Consider the following 18,402-nt stretch of genomic DNA (forward strand, 5'->3'; position numbering starts at 1 on the left):
TGCTGATGTCGCGTCAAGAAGGCGCTCCACGACCGACGGTGCGCCGAGCCACCGCCCTGCCGCAGGTGACCGGTGGGTCCGGCCCTGTCCCCGCACTCGCGCCACGAGCGGGCGCCGGAGCCGCTCCGCTGCCCGGCCCCGGCGACTCGGAGACCACAGAGAACACAGAGACCACGGAGACCACAGACAGCACAGAGAACACAGACAGCGCGGAGAGCCCGGAGCCCAAGGAGAAGGGGCCCGGCGGCGCACCCGTCGTGCCCCACGGGGGCAGCGCGTCCGCACCCGCCACGGCGGAGCCCGCCACCGCCCCCGTACCGGCCGCCGAACCGGCCGGTTCCGCGTCAGCGGCTACCGCGCCCGGTGCGCCCGACAGCCGTGCCGAGCCGGAACAGCGGGGCGAGGAGGCCGGTGCCGCCACCGCCCGGGCGGCGGCCGAGGGGGCGCCCGCCGAGCCGTCCGCCGGTGTCGCGGAGAGCGGCGAGCCGCCTTCCGGCCGTCCCAACCGGCCGCTGCTGGCCGCCGCGGCGATAGCCGGGACCGTGCTCATCGCCGTCCCGTTCCTGCTGCTGGGAGGGAATGGCGACGAGAAGAGGACCGAATCGTCCGCCGCCTCGCGGCTCTCCTCGGACACCGTGCTCGGAGACGACGACGCCACACGGCAGCGCCCGGGCGGCTACGCGCCCGCCTCGCCCTCCACGTCCCCGAAGCCCAAGAAGTCAAAGACTCCGGCCGCGGGCGGTGTTCCGCAGACAGTGGTGAGGTCCTCGGCACCGGCCGCCCCCGCGTCGGCGAAGGCACCGGCGAAGAGCCCGAAGCCGGCCAAGACCCGGGCCAAGACCGTGCGGGCACTGAGCAGCACGGGCGGTGTGCTGCCCACGAGTGCGAACTTCGCCACGGTGACGGGTGTCCTGCTCAAGAACACCATGACCGGGCTGTGCGCCGATGTCCCGAACTACGGCAAGGGCAAGCTCAACGGCCCGGTCAACCAGTTCTATTGCGACCGGTCCAGCAATGACAACCAGCGGTGGGATCTGCTGGTGAGCCAGAAGGGCGCGGGCCCCGGCGGCGCCGATCTGTTCACGATCCGCAACACCAAGGACGGCTACTGCGTCGATCTGCCGGACTACGGCGCCAAGCCTTCCGGTACGGGCGTGTACGAGTGGCACTGCAACCCGGGAGCGGTCGACAACCAGATGTGGTACCTCGACGAGAGGTCGAGCGGCCAGTTCTGGATCCGTAACTACTCCAGCGGCAACAGGTGCCTGGATGTGTCGGGTTACTACGGTGTCGGCGGGCGCGACGCCCATCTCACCCTCTTCGACTGCAACATCAAGGACGACCATCTGTGGTCGTTCTCCTGAGCCGTCCCGCTCAGGCTCCCGGCCCGCCGTCCGGCGGCGCGGGCCGGGAGGGATCTCCGGGCGGGCGGCATCGTACGGCCGGGGCCGGTGCGGGGGCCGGTGGCTCGCCGGCCCCGGGCTGACCGGCCGGGCACCGGCGCCGTAGCGAAAGTACATTCGAATTCTTCGGCGGAAGCGCACGTGTGCATTGCCCGCTTTATGGTGGAAGTGCGGAGGTGGCAGATCCATACCCACGCCTGAGGGGTCACATGGACGACGACGCCGAGATCGCCGAAGAGCCGGAAGAGCCCTATGAGGGCGAAGAAGCCGACGAAGCCGACGAGGCCGACGAGGAAGAGGAGCCGTACGAGGCGGAAGAGGTCGACGAGGGAGCGATGGTCGAGCCGGGCGGCGAACCGGATGTGCTGCTCGATGTTCCCACCCTCCATATCGACGAGATCAACCTTGAGGTCGAGGACCTGCGGGCGCGGGTGTCGCTCCAGGCGGAAGTGCTCGACCTGCTCAAGCTCAATGTCGGAGCGGACGTGGCCCTGGGCCGGGTGGAGCTCGACATCAAGGGCGTCGACGCGCAGGCGCTGCTCAAGGTCCGGCTCGACAATGTGCTCACCGTGGTCGACCGCCTGTTGACCTCCGTCGACCGCAATCCGCAGATCCTTGAGCATCTGACCGCCTCCCTCGGGTCGGCGGTCCGTGATGTCGGACGGGGCGGGGGCGCGGCGGTCGGCGAACTGGGACGCGGGGTCGGAAAGGCCGGCGAGGCCGTCGGTGAGGGTGCCGGAAAGGCCGTGGGAGAGGTCGGGGAAGGCGCGGGAAAGGCGGTCGAGGAGGTCGGCGAGGGGGCCGGCAGGAGCGCCGAGGCGCTGGGAGAGGGCGCCGCGGAAACAGCGAAGGGTGTCTCCCGGGACGTCGGGGGCGGAGCGCGAGAGGCCATCGAGGGCACGGCCGAGAGTACGCACGAGACCGCCGCCGGCGGCCGTACGCGGAAGAAGGCCACGCACGGAGTGTCCCGCTCGGCGCGGAGGGAATCCGGCGGCCGTCCCGAGGCGCCGCGCCGCCGTCCGGTGCGCGGACGGGGGAAGGAAGAGCCGGAGGAGCCGGACGAGACAGAAGAGGCAGAAGAGCCGGAAGAGCCGGAAGAGGCAGAAGAGCCGGACGAGGCCGAGGAGCCGGAGCCGGAACGGCCGCGCAGGCGTAAGCGTCGGGCGTAGCCGCGGATTCAGCGCGCGGCGCCGGGAGTTGAGGCCCCGCGCCGGTGTCTTGCCCGGCCGTCGTGGGGAGTTCGGTGAGGTCGGCCCGCCCCTGTCCGATCAGGCACCTTTTGTTCCTCGATCGACCCGCCTTCAAGGCGCGTGCGGGCACGACGAGTTCCAGCCATCCACAGGCCGGCGGCCGTCGCGCGCCCCGGATCGCCTTATGTAACGCGTTTTGCGAAAGCCCAGGTCAGAACCGGTGGGCGAGATATCCGGCAAATAGTTTTTCAGGATGTTTTAAATATCCGCGAGATCAAAAATCTGGAACATCTGGGTTTCATTGCCCTACGCAGGTAGTTGAGATGTGAACGTTCGTCCCGCTGTCGATCAAACGCTTCAACCGCGTCCTCGGACGCGCCGCGCACGGGCGGCAGTCGCCCGCGCGCTCGAAAAGTGAGGTCACGTACAGGTGGACATATCAAGACCCTTGCGGACGCGGCTGCGTCCGCTCGCTGGTGGAGTCGCGGGACTGGTGGCGCTGGGCGCGCTGTCGGTGGCCCTCGCTCCGGTTGCTTCCGCTTCGGCGGCAGCGGACTCGCCCGTGGTGCGTTCGGGCGACGGATGGACCGTGACCCAGGCCGCCGGCGGTTACGTCGTGTCGCTGGATCTCGACGAGGCACTCCCGGTCAAGAGCGACCTGCCCGAACTGGTGGCGGACGGCAGCGACCTCGGTCCGGCCGCGGAGTCCGCCGACGGGCGCACGCTGACCGTCACCACGGCCGATCCCTCGGTGGCGAAGGCCAAGAAGATCACCTGGCAGTGGTCGGCCGGCGGCAACAGCACCACCACCGGACCGACCAGCCTCCTGTCGGCCGCGGCCCAGAGCCGGGCGCGGAAGCTGACCGAGGCGAAGGACAAGGCCGACGACGCGATCACGAGCGACATCGGCGGTTCCGGAGCGACTGCCGACGACCCGACGACCATTGGCACAGGGTCGTACACGATCGCCGACTACAACTTCGGCGCGCAGTCGATACCGCTCGACGGAATCGGCGGCATCCGCGGCGAGTTCGAGGGCCGCGTCTACCTGCCGACCGACGGCAAGGCGCACCCGGTGGCGGTCTTCCTGCACGGCCGTCACAGCTCCTGCTACAACACCACGACCCTCCGCGGTGCCAGCGGCTGGCCCTGTGCGCCGGGCACCGCGCCCATCCTCAGCTACGCCGGTTACGACGCCGCCGCCGAGGCGCTGGCGGCCGACGGCATCGCGGTGGTGTCGATCTCGGCCAACGCGATCAACGCCAATGACAACCAGCTCGCGCCCGACAACGGCGCACGCGCCCGTGGCCGGCTCGTCCTCGACACGCTGACCATGCTGAAGAAGGCCAACGCGGGCCAGGCCGTCTCGTACCACGACGCGGTGACCGACCAGGACGTCACCCTGGAGCAGGCGCTCACCTCCGGGGACGCCACGTATCCTGGCGGCACACTGACGGCGTCGCAGCTCGTCGGCTCCCTGGACTTCAGCGCGATCGGCCTGATGGGCCACTCGCGCGGCGGCGAGGGCGTCGTGGCGGCCGGCACTCTCAACGAGGCTCTTCCGCAGCCGTGGGACATCAAGTCGGTGCTCCCGCTGGCCCCGGTCGACTTCACCCGCACCACACTGCCGGACGTGGTCACCAGCACGATGCTCCCGTACTGCGACGGCGACGTCTCCGACCAGCAGGGCCAGCACTTCTACGCGGACTCGCGCGACGCGTTCGCCGACAATGTGCTGCGCTCCGACGTCTGGGTCATGGGCGCGGACCACAACTTCTTCAACTCGCAGTGGACTCCGCCGTCCCCGGGCGGCTCCGACGACTGGTCGAGCGCCGGCGACGCCGTGTGCGGTACGAACGCCGCCGCGCTGGCCTCCGGCAAGAACATCCGGCTGACGGCGCCGCAGCAGTACCAGTTGGGCGCGGCGTACATCTCCGGGTTCTTCGAGGCGACTCTCGGCGGCCGGACCCAGTTCCAGGGCCTCTTCGACGGCTCGCAGCTCCTGCCGCCGACGGTGTCCGCCTTCGCTGATGTCCGTACGGTGGCGCAGCAGCCGAGCTCGGGGCGCCGGGACGTCGCCACCTTCAAGACCACCAGCCCGCTGATCGGCACCACGTCGACGGCCACGGCCACCGTCTGCGCCAACAAGTCCGGCCGCACCGTCCCGGAGCCGTACCCGCTCTGCACCAACCCGGGAAGCACGCTCACCAACCAGCAGCTCCCGTACTGGACCCCGGCCTCGTTCGCGCCGAACGTCCCGCTCAATGTGATGACGCATCTGACCTGGACGGCGACGACCGGCGCGCTCGGTGTGACGCTGCCGTCCGCCCAGCAGAACGTGTCGCGCTACGACGAGATGTCCGTCAGCATGTCGCCGGACGAGAGCGTCACCACGGGCACCGACATGACGCTGAGCGTCACCGACTCCGCCGGTCACACCTGGAGCAGCCTGGTGTCCGCCCTCAACACCTGGGGCGTCACCAGGATGCCGGCCAGCGGATCGACGACGCTGGGCAAGATAGTGCTCCAGCAGGTACGGGTCCCCACCGCGACCCTGGCAGCCGCCGGGCTTGACCTCTCGCACATCACCAGGGTCGCGTTCACCGCGGCCGTCGGCGCCGACGGCGTCAGCACCGGTGGTGTCTACCTCTCCGACCTCGGCTTCGCCGACAAGGCTCTGGGCACGCCGAGTCCGCAGACCCGGCCGACCGTGAACGTCGCGTCGACCACGTCCGAGGAGGGCAACGGTCCCGGCGCGTCCACGGCGGCCGTCTACCTCTCGAAGGCGAGCACCTCACCGGTCTCGGCGTACCTCACCGTCGTCGGCTCGGCGACCGGCAAGGTCGGGCTGGCCATGCAGAAGGTCACCTTCGCACCGGGCACGACCTGCCAGGTGGTGGACATCCCGGCGGCCGGTGACACCGTCGCCGGAGCCACTGCGAGCACCGCCTACAAGCTCGGTGTGTCCAACTCCAGCAACGCGGTCCTGGGCAGTCAGGACTTCGGCACCATCACGGTCCGCGAGGACGACGGTGTGACCGGGACGGCGACGGCCGCGCCGCCGGTCGGTGTCCAGGGCGAAGCCTGCGCCGAGTACGAGGCGCTCTCCCGTCCCGGCGCGCTGACCGTCAGCGACGCCAGGCCGGCGCCCGGGGCCACCGTGACGGTGGGCGGCTCCGGCTACCGCGACGGTGAGAGCGTGGCCTTCACGCTCGGCTCGGCGGCACTCGGCAGCGCGATCGCCGCGAGCGACGGCACGGTGTCGTTCCCGGCCACGCTTCCCGCGGACCAGTCCTACGGAAGCGCGACGATCAGCGCGGTCGGCGCGGGCTCCGGCTTCACGAGCACCGGCGCCGTCGAGGTCCTCGCGACCACCACCACGGAGGTCACCCTCACTCCGGCCGCACCGAAGATCGGCGCGGCGGTCACCCTGAAGGCGGCGGTCACCGGCGACGGGACCGACGGCGGCACGGTGACCTTCCGGGACGGGACCACCGTGCTCGGCACGGCCAAGGCGACCGGCGGGACGGCGTCCCTCAAGGTCGCGGCCGGCTTCAAGGCGGGCACCCACACCTTCACCGCCGCCTTCGGTGGCACCGCGTCGGCGGACACCTCGGCCTCCGACCCGGTGCAGCTCGTCCTGACGAAGGGCCAGAGCTCCATCGCGATGGCGCTGGTGGAGAAGTCCACCAGCTACGGCCGCCCGGCCTCCGGTGTGTTCTCGGTGGCGGGCGCCACGAGCGGAACGGTGACCGTGAACTACGGGACCGGCTCCCTCACGGCGAAGGTCGGGTCGGCGGGAGCGGGCACGTTCAAGCTGCCCGCGTCGCTGGCCGCCGGTACGCACACGGTGTCCGTACGCTTCTCCGGCACCGACTCCGTGGAGCCCAGCGGTGTCGCGTCGCAGAAGCTCACGGTCAAGAAGGCGAAGACGACCACGTCGCTCACGCTCTCCAAGACCAAGCTGGGACAGGGCAAGTCCGAGACCGTCAAGGTCTCGGTCGGAGGCCACACCGGCGCCGCCTACCCGACCGGCACGATCACGGTGACGGCCAAGGTCGGCGGCAAGACGACAACCCGCAAGGTCACGTTGCCGGCCGACAAGAAGGGGGTGCTCAGCTTCTCCATCACCCTGCCGAAGAAGAAGGGCACGGCGACCGTCACCGCGGTCTACGCGGGCAACGGGAACTTCCTGGCCAGTACGTCGGCGCGCAAGCAGGTGAAGCTCACCTGATGCCCGGCCGCTGAGCGGCGGGCGGGGGAGGGAGGGGCGACGGGGCCCCTCCCTCCTCTTTTTTCTGCCCCCGGTCGCTTACGGCGGAGCGTTTGATTCCGCCTCGCGGGCTCTTCGGCGCCTACCGGCGCTTGCGGCCCGGGCGGCGCTTGCTCTGCTTCTTCGGGGACAGCAGCTTCTGGGCCTCGAACCGTTTGCCCATCGCGGTGAGCGTATTGGCGAGAGTCTGCGTGGCGCGCAGGGTGTCCGGATGGTCGTCTCCGAGGAGTCGGCGCCGGCGGGCACGCACGTCTTCGAGCAGGTGGACCGCTTCCGGATAGGCGTGAAGCGCCCGCAGCGTGATGGCGAGGCTGTGAGCGGAGTCAAGGGTGTCGGGGTGGTCGTCGCCGACGGTGCGGCGCCGACGGGCGAGGGTGTCTTCGTCCAGGCGGCGGGACTGAGTGTGTTCGCCGAGGTTGTGCAGGGCGGCGGCGAGGTTGTGTGCGGAGCGGAGGGTGTCGGGGTGGTCGTCGCCCAGGGTGCGGCGTCGGCGGGTGAGGGTGTCTTCGTTCAGGCGGCGGGACTCGGTGTGTTCGCCGAGGCTGTTCAGGACGACGGCGCTGCCGTGTGTGGTGCGGAGGGTTTCGGGGTGGTCGTCGCCGAGGAGGCGGCGTCGGCGGGCGAGCGTGTCTTCGTACATGCGCCTGGCTTCGTTGTGTTCGCCGAGTTCGTTCAGGGTGGTGGCGAGGCTGTGAGCGGAGTGCAGGGTGTCGGGGTGGTCGTCGCCGAGGGTGCGGCGGTAGCGGGCGAAGGTGTCCTCGTCCATGCGCCTGGCTTCGTTGTGTTCGCCGAGTTCGTTCAGGCTGGTGGCGAGGCTGTAAGCGGAATGCAGGGTGTGCGGGTGGTCGTCGCCGAGGGTGCGGCGGTAGCGGGCGAGGGTGTCTTCGTCCATACGCCGTGATTCCTCGTATTCGCCGAGACTGTGCAGGACTGTGCCGAGGTTACTGGCGGACTGAAGCGTGTGGAGGTGGTCGTCGCCGAGGAGACGGCGTCGGCGGATGAGGGTGTCCTCGTGCATGCGCCGCGCCTCGGCGTGCTCGCCGAAGGTGTTCAGGGTGACGCCGAGGTCATTGGCGGACTGGAGGGTGTCCGGATGATCGTCGCCCAGAGTGGCGCGACGACGCTCAAGGGTTTCCTCGATGACAGGGCGGGCGTTTTTGCTGTCGCCGAGGTCAATCATCGCGTGGCCGAAGTACTGCGCACAGCTCAGCACATCAGGATGATCCTGTCCCAGTTCGGCGCCCCACGCCTGACGCAGGGAGTCGGCGAGGCCATGTGCGGCGCGTGACTGGCCACTTCGGATCAGGAACAGGACGGCCCTGAGGAGAAGCGGGCGCAGCTCCGGCCGGTTGGTGATTCCGATGTGCTGCGCGCTGAGGTGAGAGGTGAGCGAGGCCCAGGCGGGCCAGGTCTCCGGGGTCTCCGGATCCCCCGGATCCACGGCGGCGAAGATGGCGGTGGCGTCGGCCCGGATCAACGCGGCCTGACCGGGGCCGGTTTGGTCGCGGAGCACGGCCTGGGTGAGCCGGTGGATCTGGAATGTCTCGTGGTCGATGCGCGCGAGCCCGTAGCGGCCCAGGTGCTGGAGCGAGGCGTGGGGCCACATCAGGTCGTCGGGATCGCCCGGAATGGTGGTCAGCCGAGGGCGAGCCGTCTCCAGCCATGCCGTGGGGATCGGCTCGGGACCGAGAAAGGCGCCGAGCCGGAGCAGGGCCGTCGCGTCGGGGTGATTGTCGTCGAGGCGGGTGGTCGCGATGTCGGTCGCGGCGGCCAGTGACGCCGGGTAGCCGGGGGCTTCGCCTTCCCGCAGGATGCGTGCGGTGCTGCTGGTGAGGAGCTTGCGGTAGCGATCGAGGGTCATGCCGTTGCCGATGACACCCGCGGCCTGAGCGAGGGCGAGCGGCAGGTCGCCGAGGTCCTTGGCGAGGGTGTCGGCCTGCTCGTCGGTGATGCTGGGGATGCGGCCCCTGAGATAGGTGAGGGAGTCGGGACGGGTGAACACGTCCAGGGCCGTTGGGTGGGCGATGTCGCCCCAGTTGGGGTTGCGCGAGGTGATCAGCACATGACCCGGGCCGTCGGGCAGCCAGGGGTCGATCTGATCGGGATGTTCGGCGTTGTCGAGGATGAGCAGCCACCGCTGCCGGCCGCGCAGATCGTGCAGGAGGGCACGGGCGTTGTGCTCGCTGCCCGCATCGGGCTTGGCGATGCCGAGGCGGTCGGCGAGTTCGGTGTAGTGGACGGGGAACTGGTCGGCCTGTTCGGCGTCGATCCACCACACGAGGTCGTACTGGCTCGCGAAGCGGTGCGCGTACTCCAGGGCGATCTGGCTCTTACCGACACCACCCATGCCGTGCAGAGCGTGGACCCGGGACTGCCCGCCGTTGAGCAAGCCGTCGCGGAGCTGGACGAGTTGGGCCTCCCGGCCGGAAAACGTCGGGTTCCGGCGACGCACATTCCAGACGTCGGGCTGGCCGGCGCTGCTGGGCAGCCGGGGCCGCTGACCGGTCGGCTCAGGACCGGAAACGGCCTCGGGGGTGCCGGCGCCGCCGGGGAAGGCGACCGGCCCGGTCGGGCGGGAGGGGCCCTCGACCGCTTCGAGCAGCGCCGCGGCAGCACCGGTCTCGTCCAGCCCATGGAGATCCTTGCGGAGTCTCGCGCTCAGGATGGGAGGGATGTCGTCGACCGTCAGCGGCGCGACGGCCACGGGCACCAGCCGGTACTTGCTCGCGACGGCGGACGTCCACTCGATCTGGGTCCAGCGCTCCGGAGCGAAGTACGAGTTGGAGAAGAGGGCCACCACGGCGTCGGCGTTCTTCAGGGCGCGGTCCATCCGGTGGATGAAATCGTCGCCGGTCTGCCAGTCCCACCGGTCCACCTCGACCTGGTGACCGGCCCGTTCGAGTTGCCAGCCCGCCCACTCCGCCCAGGCGCGGTCCGGGCCCGCGTAACTGATGAAGAGTCTCTGCCTCGTGTCGGTCACCGTTGCCCCCAGTCCCCCCGTGCGCGTCCGGCAGCGCGGAGACAACAATCATGCGGGCAGCGCGGGTTGCCGCGCCAACTGTCGAACCCGCTTGTTTCAGATCGCGCCGCTGGCGCTCGCGCCCGGGGCGCGCCCAGCGGGCGCGTGCACCTTGCGGACGGACCGCACGGACGGTTTGAATCATCGTCGGCGGTGTCGGGGTGTTCGCGGTGGTACGCGGCGAACGCGCTTGTGCGTACGGGGGGTTGGGCGTGGCTGTCACGGTGCCGGACTGGGCTGACACATTGCTGGATCTCATCACCATACCGGTGCCTACTACCTGGGGAGTGATAGGGGGAGTGGTCGGCCATACCAATCTCAGTGGTGATGAACGGCTGAATCTTCATCCTGCCGTGCGGGATTTCTTCGATGGGCTGCCTGTCGAGTCGCGCGGGCCATTCATCGGACACCGCGCGGAGCAGAGATGAGGAACATGAGACCGCCCGCCCCTGCCGAGGACGTGGACCTTTGGCTGCGGACCAACGGATGGTTCCCTGGCCGCGAGGAGACGGCTGAAGCGGACCGGCGCGTTCAATGGCGGGTGGACAGCTCTGCCCGCCAGGGCTTTCCACTGAGGCCGTGGGACGAGGTGTTGCGCTTCGTCCGCTCCTACGTATCGCTTGACTTTCCCGTACCCAAGTCCGGGGACAGGGTTTTCAGGGCCGATCCGTCGTTCGGCTACGAGGGCGACGCGGAAGACATCGCGGAGCTCGCCGAGCTGCTCGGACAGGACCTCTTTCCAGTGGGATACGAAGCCGGTGAGAACGGAATTGTGCTCCTGGATGGATTGGGCCGATTCTTCTATCTCCACCACACCGGACCTTATTACCTCGGTGCGAACGCAGCTCAGGCGCTCTCCAGTCTTATGACGGGCGACCAGGACGATGCGGACGACTACTATGTCTGATCTCCTTCCGGGGCGGATACCGCGCCGAGTCCGCGCTGCTCATGGCACTTGGCGTCGACGTCCTTGACGCATGAACGTCTTGACGCGCGGGCGCCTCCGCCGGCCGAGCGGGGCGCGGGGGCGCGGCCGGCACAAGGACCATGCCCGTAGCCCGTAGCCCGTAGCCCGTAGCCCGTAGCCCGTAGCCCGTAGCCCGTGGGCCAAGGCCCAGCCCGGTCCCGGGCCGCCTCACGCGTCGGCCGCGTACCGCCAGAAGTCCCGCATCAGGGTGGGCGGGGTCGGCCCGGTCATGGCGAGCTGACTGAGCAGGATGGCGACCGCGCCGGTGGACGGGGTGATGTGTGCCGTCGTGCCGGTGCCGCCGACCCAGCCGTAGCGGCCCGGCACATTCCAGGGATCGATGACCTCGACGTCGACCGAGCCGCCGAAGCCCCAGCCCTGGCCCTCCAGGAACAGCGCCCCGGCGGCGCGCTGCGACCGGGTGAGGTGATCGGTGGTCATCCGCCGTACCGAATCCGCCGACAGCAGCCGGTGGCCGCCGGCGGTGCCCCCGGCGAGCAGCATCCGGGCGAAGGCGTGCCAGTCGTCGACGGTCGACACCAGCCCGCCGGCTCCGGACGGGAACGCGGGCAGGCTGCTCCACTGGCCCTCGGGAGCGTCGACCAGCTCGGGGCCGTCCGCCGGGCCGGGCCGGTAGAAGCTGGTGAACCGGTCGAGTTTGGCCGCCGGTACCTCGAATCCTGTGTCGGTCATGCCGAGTGGGGTGAACAGCCGCTCGGCGAGGAACTCGGGCAGCGGACGCCCGGCGACCCTGGCGATCAGTACCCCGAGGATGTCCGAGCAGGTGTTGTACAGCCAGCCGTCGCCGGGCTGGTGCAGCAGCGGAATGCGGGACAGCGCCGCCATCCACGCGTCGGGCGCCGCGACAAGCTGCGGCTGCGGCGATCCCTGTCCCAGTGCGCTGAACAACAACTCGGTGGCGGGAAGCGAGAAGTCGGCCGGGAAGCCGTACCCGGCACGGGAGGTGAGCAGTTCGAGCACGGTGATCGGCCCGGCGGCCGGCACCACGTCGTCCACCGGCCCGGCCGGCGTACGGACGACAACCGGTGACGCCAGCTCCGGCAGCCACCGCCCGACCGGGTCGTCCAGCGCGATCCGGCCGTCGTCGACCAGCATCATCGCCGCGGCGGCGGTGATGGGTTTGGTGATCGACGCGATCCGGAAGATCGTGTCTCGGGCCATGGGAGACGTGCCGTCGGCATCGGCCGAGCCGACGGCCCGCACCTCGACGCGGTCGCCGCGAGCCACCAGGCCCACCGCGCCCGGCACCGGACCCTCGTCGACGTGCTTCGCCAGGGTGTCGCGCAGATTGGTCACCGGCCCACCTTCTCAAGCGGGCGGCCGGAAGGAGGACCACACACTCCCGTGGGTGGGCATCCGTCCGTCCGCGCACCGCCGGGGAAACCGTGGCGCGGGGCACTGTTGCCCACCCCCGTGGGGCAGCGGCGCCCTGCGCCTTCGGAGCCGCGCACCGTTGTGGAGCTGTCACGAGGTGCGTGCGCCGACGTTGTCGATCCTCTACTTGACCTGAGCGTAAGTCAACTATCGTTGATTGCCTGCTGGTTAATCGGCAGAGGTTCCGCGCGCGATGCACCTTTTGGTCGTTTTATTCGAAACAATCGTGCATATAGGTGGGCCGGCGGGATCCCCGTCGGCAACCGAAGAGTTCTATGATCCGGCTCATGGCCTCCGATTCTCCACACCCAGAAGCGTCGGCTCCTCGACCCGGCGAAGACGGGGAGCCGCCGGACTCCCTGGACTTCGCGGCCCGTTTCCGGCGCGTGATCTCGGTGATCTATCCGAAGGACCTCGGCCGTCCCTGGCGCGACTCGGAGATCGCTGAGGGGACCGGCCTGAGCGGCACCTACATCGGCAACCTCCGCAAGGGCACGCAGAAGCCCAGCCTCGAAAACGCGGTGAAGATCGCCAAGTTCTTCGGCATTCCGCTGGACTACTTCAGCGACTCCGCCACCGCCCAGGCAGTCGAGCGGGACCTGCGGAAGATCGAGGCACTGCGGGACGCCCGGGTGGAACGCATCGCGATGCGCGCGGCCGGCCTGCCCCCCGAGATGCAGGACGCGGCCCTCACCGTGGTGGAACAACTGCGAAAGGCGGTCGGACTGCCCGACGGCCGAACCGACGGGTGACCGACCACCGGCAGACGCCGTTGGGGCACTGGCGACCGGCTGATGGGGAGAACGTGCGAGATCTTGGACGTACCCGCCGCCGGATGCGGGCCATGGCCAGAGAGCTGGATCTTCCGCAGATGAGCACCGTGGAGGAGTTGTGCGCGGCGGTCGCCGACCGGGCCGGGCGTCCCGTCCGGCTGGTGCCGCGCCGGATGCGGGTGGGCGAGCCCTCGGGGTTCGTCGAGCGCCGCGCGGACTCCGACGTGATCTATTTCGAGCAGGAGACCTCGGGCCTGCACCAGGCCCACATCATCTGCCACGAGCTGGCGCATCTCCTGTGCGGACACCTGGCCGAGGCTCCGGCCGCCGACGAGGAGACGGCCCAGGTGGAATTACCCACCCTCGACCCCGACATGATCCGGCTGGTCCTCGGCCGCTCCCACTACGATGGCGCGGCGGAAGAGGAAGCCGAGATCCTGGGGGCCGAGCTGACACGCATACTCGTGCTGGCGCCCGGGGCCGGGACCACGTCCCAGCTCGCCCCCGCGCTGGAGCACCGTAAGGGACAGCATGTCTGACGTACCCGACAGGCTGTACGACCTCGTCTACCTCGGTATCGGCGCGGTGGCCTGGACCGTGGCCGGACTGAAGATCCGCGCCTGGCGCCGGGACCCGTCCTCCGGCCTGCTGGTGGTCGCCCTGGTCATCTCGGCCCCGGCGACCGCGTTCCTGATGGCCGCGCCGGTGCTGTACCGGCTGATCGACCGGATCGCGCACCGCGGCAATCTGGCGACCCTGCTGGTCTACCTCGGCATCACGGCCTTCTCCGCCGCCACCGTGGTGCTGGCCCGTATGTGGACGCCGCCGAAGGAACGTGCCAACGCGCAGGTGTGGGACGGGGCCACCGCGGACACCTGGCGCCAGGCCCGGCGGCGCCTCGCGGTCTTCGCCGTGCTGGTCCCGGTGATGATCGTCCTGTTCTTCACCGGGGGCGCCGACAGCCCGGAGACCCCCCTCACCTTTGACACCACCTTCGCCACGATTCCGGAGATCGCGGTCTTCCTGGTGCTCTACCAGGCGCTGTTCGGCTTCGCGCTGACCGACATCAGCCGGGTGTGCCTCGGGCACGCCTCCCGGCTGCCGTCCGGCTGGCTGCGGCGCGGTATCCGGCTGATCGCCGTCGGCGGGTTCGTCGCCTGCGGCTATGTCGTCTGCAAGCTCATCGCGATCGGCGCGGCCTTCGCCGAGGTCGGCGGGGTGGAGTGGCTGAGCACCGCGCTCGGCCCCGGTTTCGCCGCGCTCGGGGCGGTGCTCATCACCGCGGGCTTCGCCGGACCTGCCGCCGCCGCGTGGACCCGCCGCCGCCAGGACTACCAGGCCCTGCGTCCGCTGTGGGACCTGGTGTACCGGGCGGACCGGCGCCTCGCGCTGGAAGCGCCCCCGTCGGCCTGGACCGAGCGACTGGCCTTCCGGGACCTGGAGTGGCGTACGGCCCGGCGTGGACTGGAGATACGTGACGGTCAGTTGACGCTGCGCCCCTGGGTCGACCCCGCCGTCGTCACCGCCGCCGGCCGGATCGCCGAACGGGCCGGTCTGGACGACCCGGACCGGGCCGCGCTGACCGTGGCCGCCGCGCTGCGGTTCGCCGCCGGCGCACTGGACACCGGGATTCCGCCGCGCCCCCGCGAGGACCAGACCCCGCTGCCCGGCCTGGACGCGGAACCGGCCGAGGAACGGGCCCATCTCGTACGGGTCGCCCACTACCTGTACGCGCCCCTGACCGGCGAGGCCCTGGCCGTCGCCACCGCGGCCCGATGACGGTCCCGACGCGCGGCACGCACCGCGCCTTCGCCCGGCTCGTCCTGGAGACGATGCCGGAGGAGTCCCGGGTGGGACTCACCCTGGGCTTTGTCCGCACCTTCGGCGTTCCGGAGATCGCCCGGGTACTGCACGGCACGGGACGGATGACGAACGAGCCGCGCCTGCGGGCCAAGGCGACCGGGGTGGCGATGTTCGCCCTGATCGGACAGGGCGTGGACAGTCCCGAAGGGCGGCGGCACGTCGAGGGGCTGCGCCGGGTCCACGACCGGCCCGGCATCACGCCCGAGCTGATGCGGTACGTCCTGTCCTGCTTCACCGTGTGCCCGCTGCGGTTCGTCGACGCGCACGGACACCGGACGGCCACGGAGGAGGAGCGGGACGCCGCGTACGCCTTCCAGTTGAGCCTGTCGGACGCCCTCGGACTGCCCCCGCCCCCGGGCGGGGGACTGGCCGGGGTCGAAAGCTGGATGCGTGACTACGAGAGCCGTGCCTTCGCCCCGAGCGAGGAGGGGCGCGCGCTCTGGGCGGCCACCAGCAACGGCCTGCTGGCGGCCAGACTGCCCGCGCCGCTCGCCGCGCTCGCCCCGGCGGTGGCCGCTTCGCTGCTGGACCAGCCGCTGCGTACGGCCCTGGAGGTGCGCCGCCCGCCCGCGCCGGTGCGCGCTCTGGTGACCTGCGCGCTACGGGCCCGGGCACGCTCCCGTCGACGTGCTTCCGCAGGCGGTGCGGCGGCCTGACCACACCGCCGGCCGGCCGTCAGCGGGCCGTTGGGCGCCGACGCTTACGCCTGGTCAGAGGCCGTTCGACCAGATAGTACGAGGCGAGGGCCGCCGCGAAGCTGGCCACGAGCGTGGCCGGCAGCAGCCCCCTGTCGACTCCCAGATCGTGCAGCAGCCGGCCCAGCGGGTAGTGCCACAGATAGAGGCCGTAACTGAGATTGCGGCCGGTCCAGGCGAGCGGCGCCACGGACAGCGCCCGGGAGAGCAGCGCGCGCGGCCGGAGTTCGAGCGAGGCCACCAGTGTGGCCGACAGCACGGCGGCCACCAGGAACCCGACGGTGTACCAGGCCGCGGTCCAGGAGTTGGTGCCGGTCATCGGCACCTGCCAGGCGATCAGCGCGAGTATCAGCAGAGCGGGCCAGGCCAGCCGGCCCGACCAGCGGCGCAGTGCCTCCAGCCGGGGGTCTCCCGCGCGCAGCCGGGCCACGACCACCGCCAGCAGTGCTCCGGCGAGCAGTTGGTCGGCGCGGGTGTCGGTGCCGTTGTAGACGCGGTGCGCGGCGGTCGGACTCCACAGCGCGAAGCGCCAGAGGACCGGCAGCAGGCACAGCACCAGGGTCCAGATCAGCACCGTCCGTGGCCGGACCCGGCGCAGCAGCACCCGTACGAGAGGCGGCCACAGCAGATAGAACTGCTCCTCCACACCCAGCGACCAGGTGTGTCCCAGCAGGGCCGTGGTGTCGGAGAAGACGCCGGGCTGCGCCGCGCGCACGATATTCACCACGAAGACGGCGGACAGCGCGATGGACGGCCAGGCGCCGTCGAACCCCGGCAGCCGGGTGAAGGCCAGGACGGCACACAGCGCGCAGACGGTGAACAGGGCGGGGACCAGCCGCAGCCAGCGCCGCCAGTAGAACGACCGCATGGCGACATCGCCGGTGCGCGCGTACTCGGCGAGCAGCAGCCGTGTGATCACAAAACCGCTGATGGTGAAGAAGACATCGACTCCGAGGGCGCCGCCGGGCACCCACTCCGGGGCCTGGTGGTACACCAGCACCAGCAGCACGGCGAGAGTCCGCAGCCCGTCCACACCCCGGACCCGGCCCCCGGTCCGCAGCGCCGAGGGAAAACCACGTCCGTCCGGCAAATGACTGCCGGCCGCCGCCGGTGATCCGGTGCCCGTGCTTCCCGGCGCCCGGTCGTGACCGGTCCGGTCGAGCGGTCTTACGGCATCCGTCAGGACATGTCTTTCCGTCTCTGGCGCGTCCGTCGTGCGAGTGCCATCCATTCTGGGCCGGTGCCCGCGTTCCCGCTCCGCACGCGACTCTTCATACAAAACTCAGATAGCCCCGGCGCGGTGCCGGACGCGAGAGGGCGCGGGGAAGCCGGCCCGGCCGGGCGTCAGTCCTCGCCGCCCTCGTCCCCGTCGTCGGCGTCTTCGAACGCGTCACCGATCTCGTCGACGATCTCGGCGGCCACCATGCCGCCGACGACACCGACGGCCGCGCCCGCCGCGACTCCGGCGACGACGGCGCCCGTCCCGGGACCCGAGTGGTGCTTGCCGCCGTGATGCCCGTCCGAACCGTGCCCGCTCGGGCCGTGCCCGTAGGAGGCGCCGTACGGGTCGGCGTGGTAACCGGCGCGGTGTCCGATCAACTGCTCCACCCAGGACTCGACTTCGGCGTTCCAGTCGGTGCCGGCGACCTGGTGGTGGGTGACGGTGAAACGAGTGAGGGCGTCATGGCCGCCGGAGAACAGCCCGCCGCGCTTGTCCGCCTCCAGGACGACCTCCATGCCCTCGGCGGTGGCGAGGAACGTCACCTCGATCTGGCTCATGGCACCCGCGTACCGGGGCGGCGGAGTCAGCTCGATCTCCTGGTAGAACGGCAGCCGCTGGCCGGTGTGGCCGATGCGGCCCAGTTCGAGGTCGGCGGAAGTGAAGGCGTAACCGAGCTGCCCGAACGCCTCCAGCACGGCCTCCTGCACCGGCAGGGGCTCCACCTGGAGCGGATCGAGGTCGCCCTTGTCCTTCGCGCCGGACACCGCGAGCTCGGTCCGCACACCGAGGACGACGCCGAGGTGCTGGCCGTGGAGCTGGGTGACCGGTGTCTCCCACGGCAGTGCCGTACGGAAGTCGACGGTGCGCTCCTCGTCCTTTGCGAGGCGGAATCCACCGCCCACGGTGACGCGGTCGAAGACCACCGTGCCCTCGGCCTCCCCGTCCTGGCCCTCGGCCTCGACGCGGGCGACCAGATCCAGGGTGATGCGTTCGATGTCCGCGTCGGTCGTGCCGCCTCTGAGGCGGACCTGCCCGGCGAGTTGGCCGCCCGGGACTGCCGGGGAGGTGTGCAGCACGGTGTCGACGGAGGGACCGCCGACTCCCAGAGCTCCGAGCAGCTTCCTGAACACCACGAGGCGTTCACTCCTTCACTTGATGGCCATCTCGTCTGCTGGGAAAGCTTGTTGACCACGGCTGCGGCGTCCCAGACCCATCACGGCGAACTCTACAGTCCTGTAGATTCACGCTTCCAGCCATGGTCTTGGCGCGTCACGGGAGAGAGCGGAACCAGTGTTCGGGATAAGCGAAATCGGTGTGCTCCTCATCGTGGTCGTGGTGGTGCTGGGAGCGAAGAAACTCCCGGAGCTGGTCCGGGGCGCGGGCAAGGCGGCCCGCATCCTGAAGAGCGAAACCAGGGCGCTGAAGGACGGCGACGACACTCGGCCGTCGGACGGCCGGGTCATCCGCGGCACCACGGTCGACCGGCACGACGGCCCGTGACCCGCGCGGTGGGCCTCCGCCGGGCCGGCCGGCGGACGACGTGAGCGGACCCCGGACCGGATGATCCGGCCCGGGGCCCGCTCGCTCCCCCGATATGCCCGC

Annotated in this window: 13 protein-coding genes; 9 read left to right on the top strand and 4 right to left on the bottom strand. The window is 70.5% G+C overall.

Annotation, left to right across the window (positions count from 1 at the left end):
* Positions 1-5 precede the first annotated feature (5 nt).
* The 3 genes from ABZ707_RS12935 (at position 6) to ABZ707_RS12945 (ending at position 6,827) form a co-directional block, all read left to right on the top strand.
* On the top strand, positions 6-1,364 hold the full coding sequence (locus tag ABZ707_RS12935) for an RICIN domain-containing protein (RefSeq protein ID WP_360172298.1): 1,359 nt from the start codon (positions 6-8) through the stop codon (positions 1,362-1,364).
* Between the two features lie 248 nt (positions 1,365-1,612).
* Positions 1,613-2,572: a hypothetical protein gene (locus ABZ707_RS12940; RefSeq protein WP_360172301.1), complete on the top strand. Its 960-nt coding sequence runs from the start codon at positions 1,613-1,615 to the stop codon at positions 2,570-2,572.
* 451 nt (positions 2,573-3,023) lie between these two features.
* Positions 3,024-6,827, top strand: a complete 3,804-nt coding sequence (locus ABZ707_RS12945; RefSeq protein WP_360172304.1) for an Ig-like domain-containing protein — start codon at positions 3,024-3,026, stop codon at positions 6,825-6,827.
* Positions 6,828-6,948: 121 nt separating this feature from the next.
* Here ABZ707_RS12945 and fxsT read toward each other — a convergent pair whose 3' ends face one another.
* On the bottom strand, positions 6,949-9,846 hold the full coding sequence (gene fxsT / locus ABZ707_RS12950) for an FxSxx-COOH system tetratricopeptide repeat protein (RefSeq protein ID WP_360172308.1): 2,898 nt from the start codon (positions 9,844-9,846) through the stop codon (positions 6,949-6,951).
* Between the two features lie 472 nt (positions 9,847-10,318).
* Between fxsT and ABZ707_RS12955 the strand changes: the two genes are divergently transcribed.
* A complete protein-coding gene (locus ABZ707_RS12955) occupies positions 10,319-10,792 on the top strand; it encodes an SUKH-3 domain-containing protein (RefSeq protein ID WP_360172311.1) in 474 nt (157 codons plus the stop codon).
* Between the two features lie 228 nt (positions 10,793-11,020).
* Here ABZ707_RS12955 and ABZ707_RS12960 read toward each other — a convergent pair whose 3' ends face one another.
* On the bottom strand, positions 11,021-12,169 hold the full coding sequence (locus tag ABZ707_RS12960; RefSeq protein WP_360172314.1) for a serine hydrolase domain-containing protein: 1,149 nt from the start codon (positions 12,167-12,169) through the stop codon (positions 11,021-11,023).
* A 365-nt stretch (positions 12,170-12,534) separates the two neighbouring features.
* Here ABZ707_RS12960 and ABZ707_RS12965 point away from each other — a divergent pair, with 365 nt between their 5' ends.
* From ABZ707_RS12965 to ABZ707_RS12980, 4 genes are read left to right on the top strand one after another with little or no spacing between them, the layout of a single operon-like run.
* Complete coding sequence (locus ABZ707_RS12965) at positions 12,535-12,999, top strand: helix-turn-helix transcriptional regulator (RefSeq protein ID WP_360172317.1); 465 nt, start codon at positions 12,535-12,537, stop codon at positions 12,997-12,999.
* 53 nt (positions 13,000-13,052) lie between these two features.
* Complete coding sequence (locus ABZ707_RS12970) at positions 13,053-13,559, top strand: toxin (protein WP_360172320.1); 507 nt, start codon at positions 13,053-13,055, stop codon at positions 13,557-13,559.
* Entirely contained in the window at positions 13,552-14,799 is a 1,248-nt protein-coding gene (locus tag ABZ707_RS12975; RefSeq protein WP_360172323.1) for an MAB_1171c family putative transporter, read from the top strand. The genes ABZ707_RS12970 and ABZ707_RS12975 overlap by 8 nt, the downstream gene beginning before the upstream one ends.
* Positions 14,796-15,539, top strand: coding sequence for an oxygenase MpaB family protein (locus ABZ707_RS12980; protein WP_360172326.1), 744 nt, complete (start codon positions 14,796-14,798; stop codon positions 15,537-15,539). The genes ABZ707_RS12975 and ABZ707_RS12980 overlap by 4 nt, the downstream gene beginning before the upstream one ends.
* 19 nt (positions 15,540-15,558) lie before the next feature.
* Here ABZ707_RS12980 and ABZ707_RS12985 read toward each other — a convergent pair whose 3' ends face one another.
* Both ABZ707_RS12985 and ABZ707_RS12990 read right to left on the bottom strand, forming a co-directional pair.
* Entirely contained in the window at positions 15,559-16,611 is a 1,053-nt protein-coding gene (locus tag ABZ707_RS12985; protein ID WP_360172329.1) for an acyltransferase, read from the bottom strand.
* 311 nt (positions 16,612-16,922) lie between these two features.
* Positions 16,923-17,933, bottom strand: coding sequence for a sporulation protein (locus ABZ707_RS12990; protein WP_360172332.1), 1,011 nt, complete (start codon positions 17,931-17,933; stop codon positions 16,923-16,925).
* 157 nt (positions 17,934-18,090) lie between these two features.
* Here ABZ707_RS12990 and ABZ707_RS12995 point away from each other — a divergent pair, with 157 nt between their 5' ends.
* Entirely contained in the window at positions 18,091-18,300 is a 210-nt protein-coding gene (locus ABZ707_RS12995; protein WP_360172335.1) for a twin-arginine translocase TatA/TatE family subunit, read from the top strand.
* The last annotated feature ends 102 nt before the right edge of the window (positions 18,301-18,402 follow it).

It is taken from the genome of Streptomyces sp. NPDC006923 (genome assembly GCF_040635655.1).
In the GTDB taxonomy this organism is placed as follows: Bacteria; Actinomycetota; Actinomycetes; order Streptomycetales; family Streptomycetaceae; genus Streptomyces.

Excerpts from the sequence above, each read along its gene's own strand:
- ABZ707_RS12965 (WP_360172317.1), top strand. The coding sequence starts at position 12,535 with ATGGCCTCCGATTCTCCACACCCAGAAGCGTCGGCTCCTCGACCCGGC.
- ABZ707_RS12935 (WP_360172298.1), top strand. The coding sequence starts at position 6 with ATGTCGCGTCAAGAAGGCGCTCCACGACCGACGGTGCGCCGAGCCACC.
- ABZ707_RS12955 (WP_360172311.1), top strand. The coding sequence starts at position 10,319 with ATGAGACCGCCCGCCCCTGCCGAGGACGTGGACCTTTGGCTGCGGACC.
- ABZ707_RS12940 (WP_360172301.1), top strand. The coding sequence starts at position 1,613 with ATGGACGACGACGCCGAGATCGCCGAAGAGCCGGAAGAGCCCTATGAG.
- ABZ707_RS12975 (WP_360172323.1), top strand. The coding sequence starts at position 13,552 with ATGTCTGACGTACCCGACAGGCTGTACGACCTCGTCTACCTCGGTATC.
- ABZ707_RS12980 (WP_360172326.1), top strand. The coding sequence starts at position 14,796 with ATGACGGTCCCGACGCGCGGCACGCACCGCGCCTTCGCCCGGCTCGTC.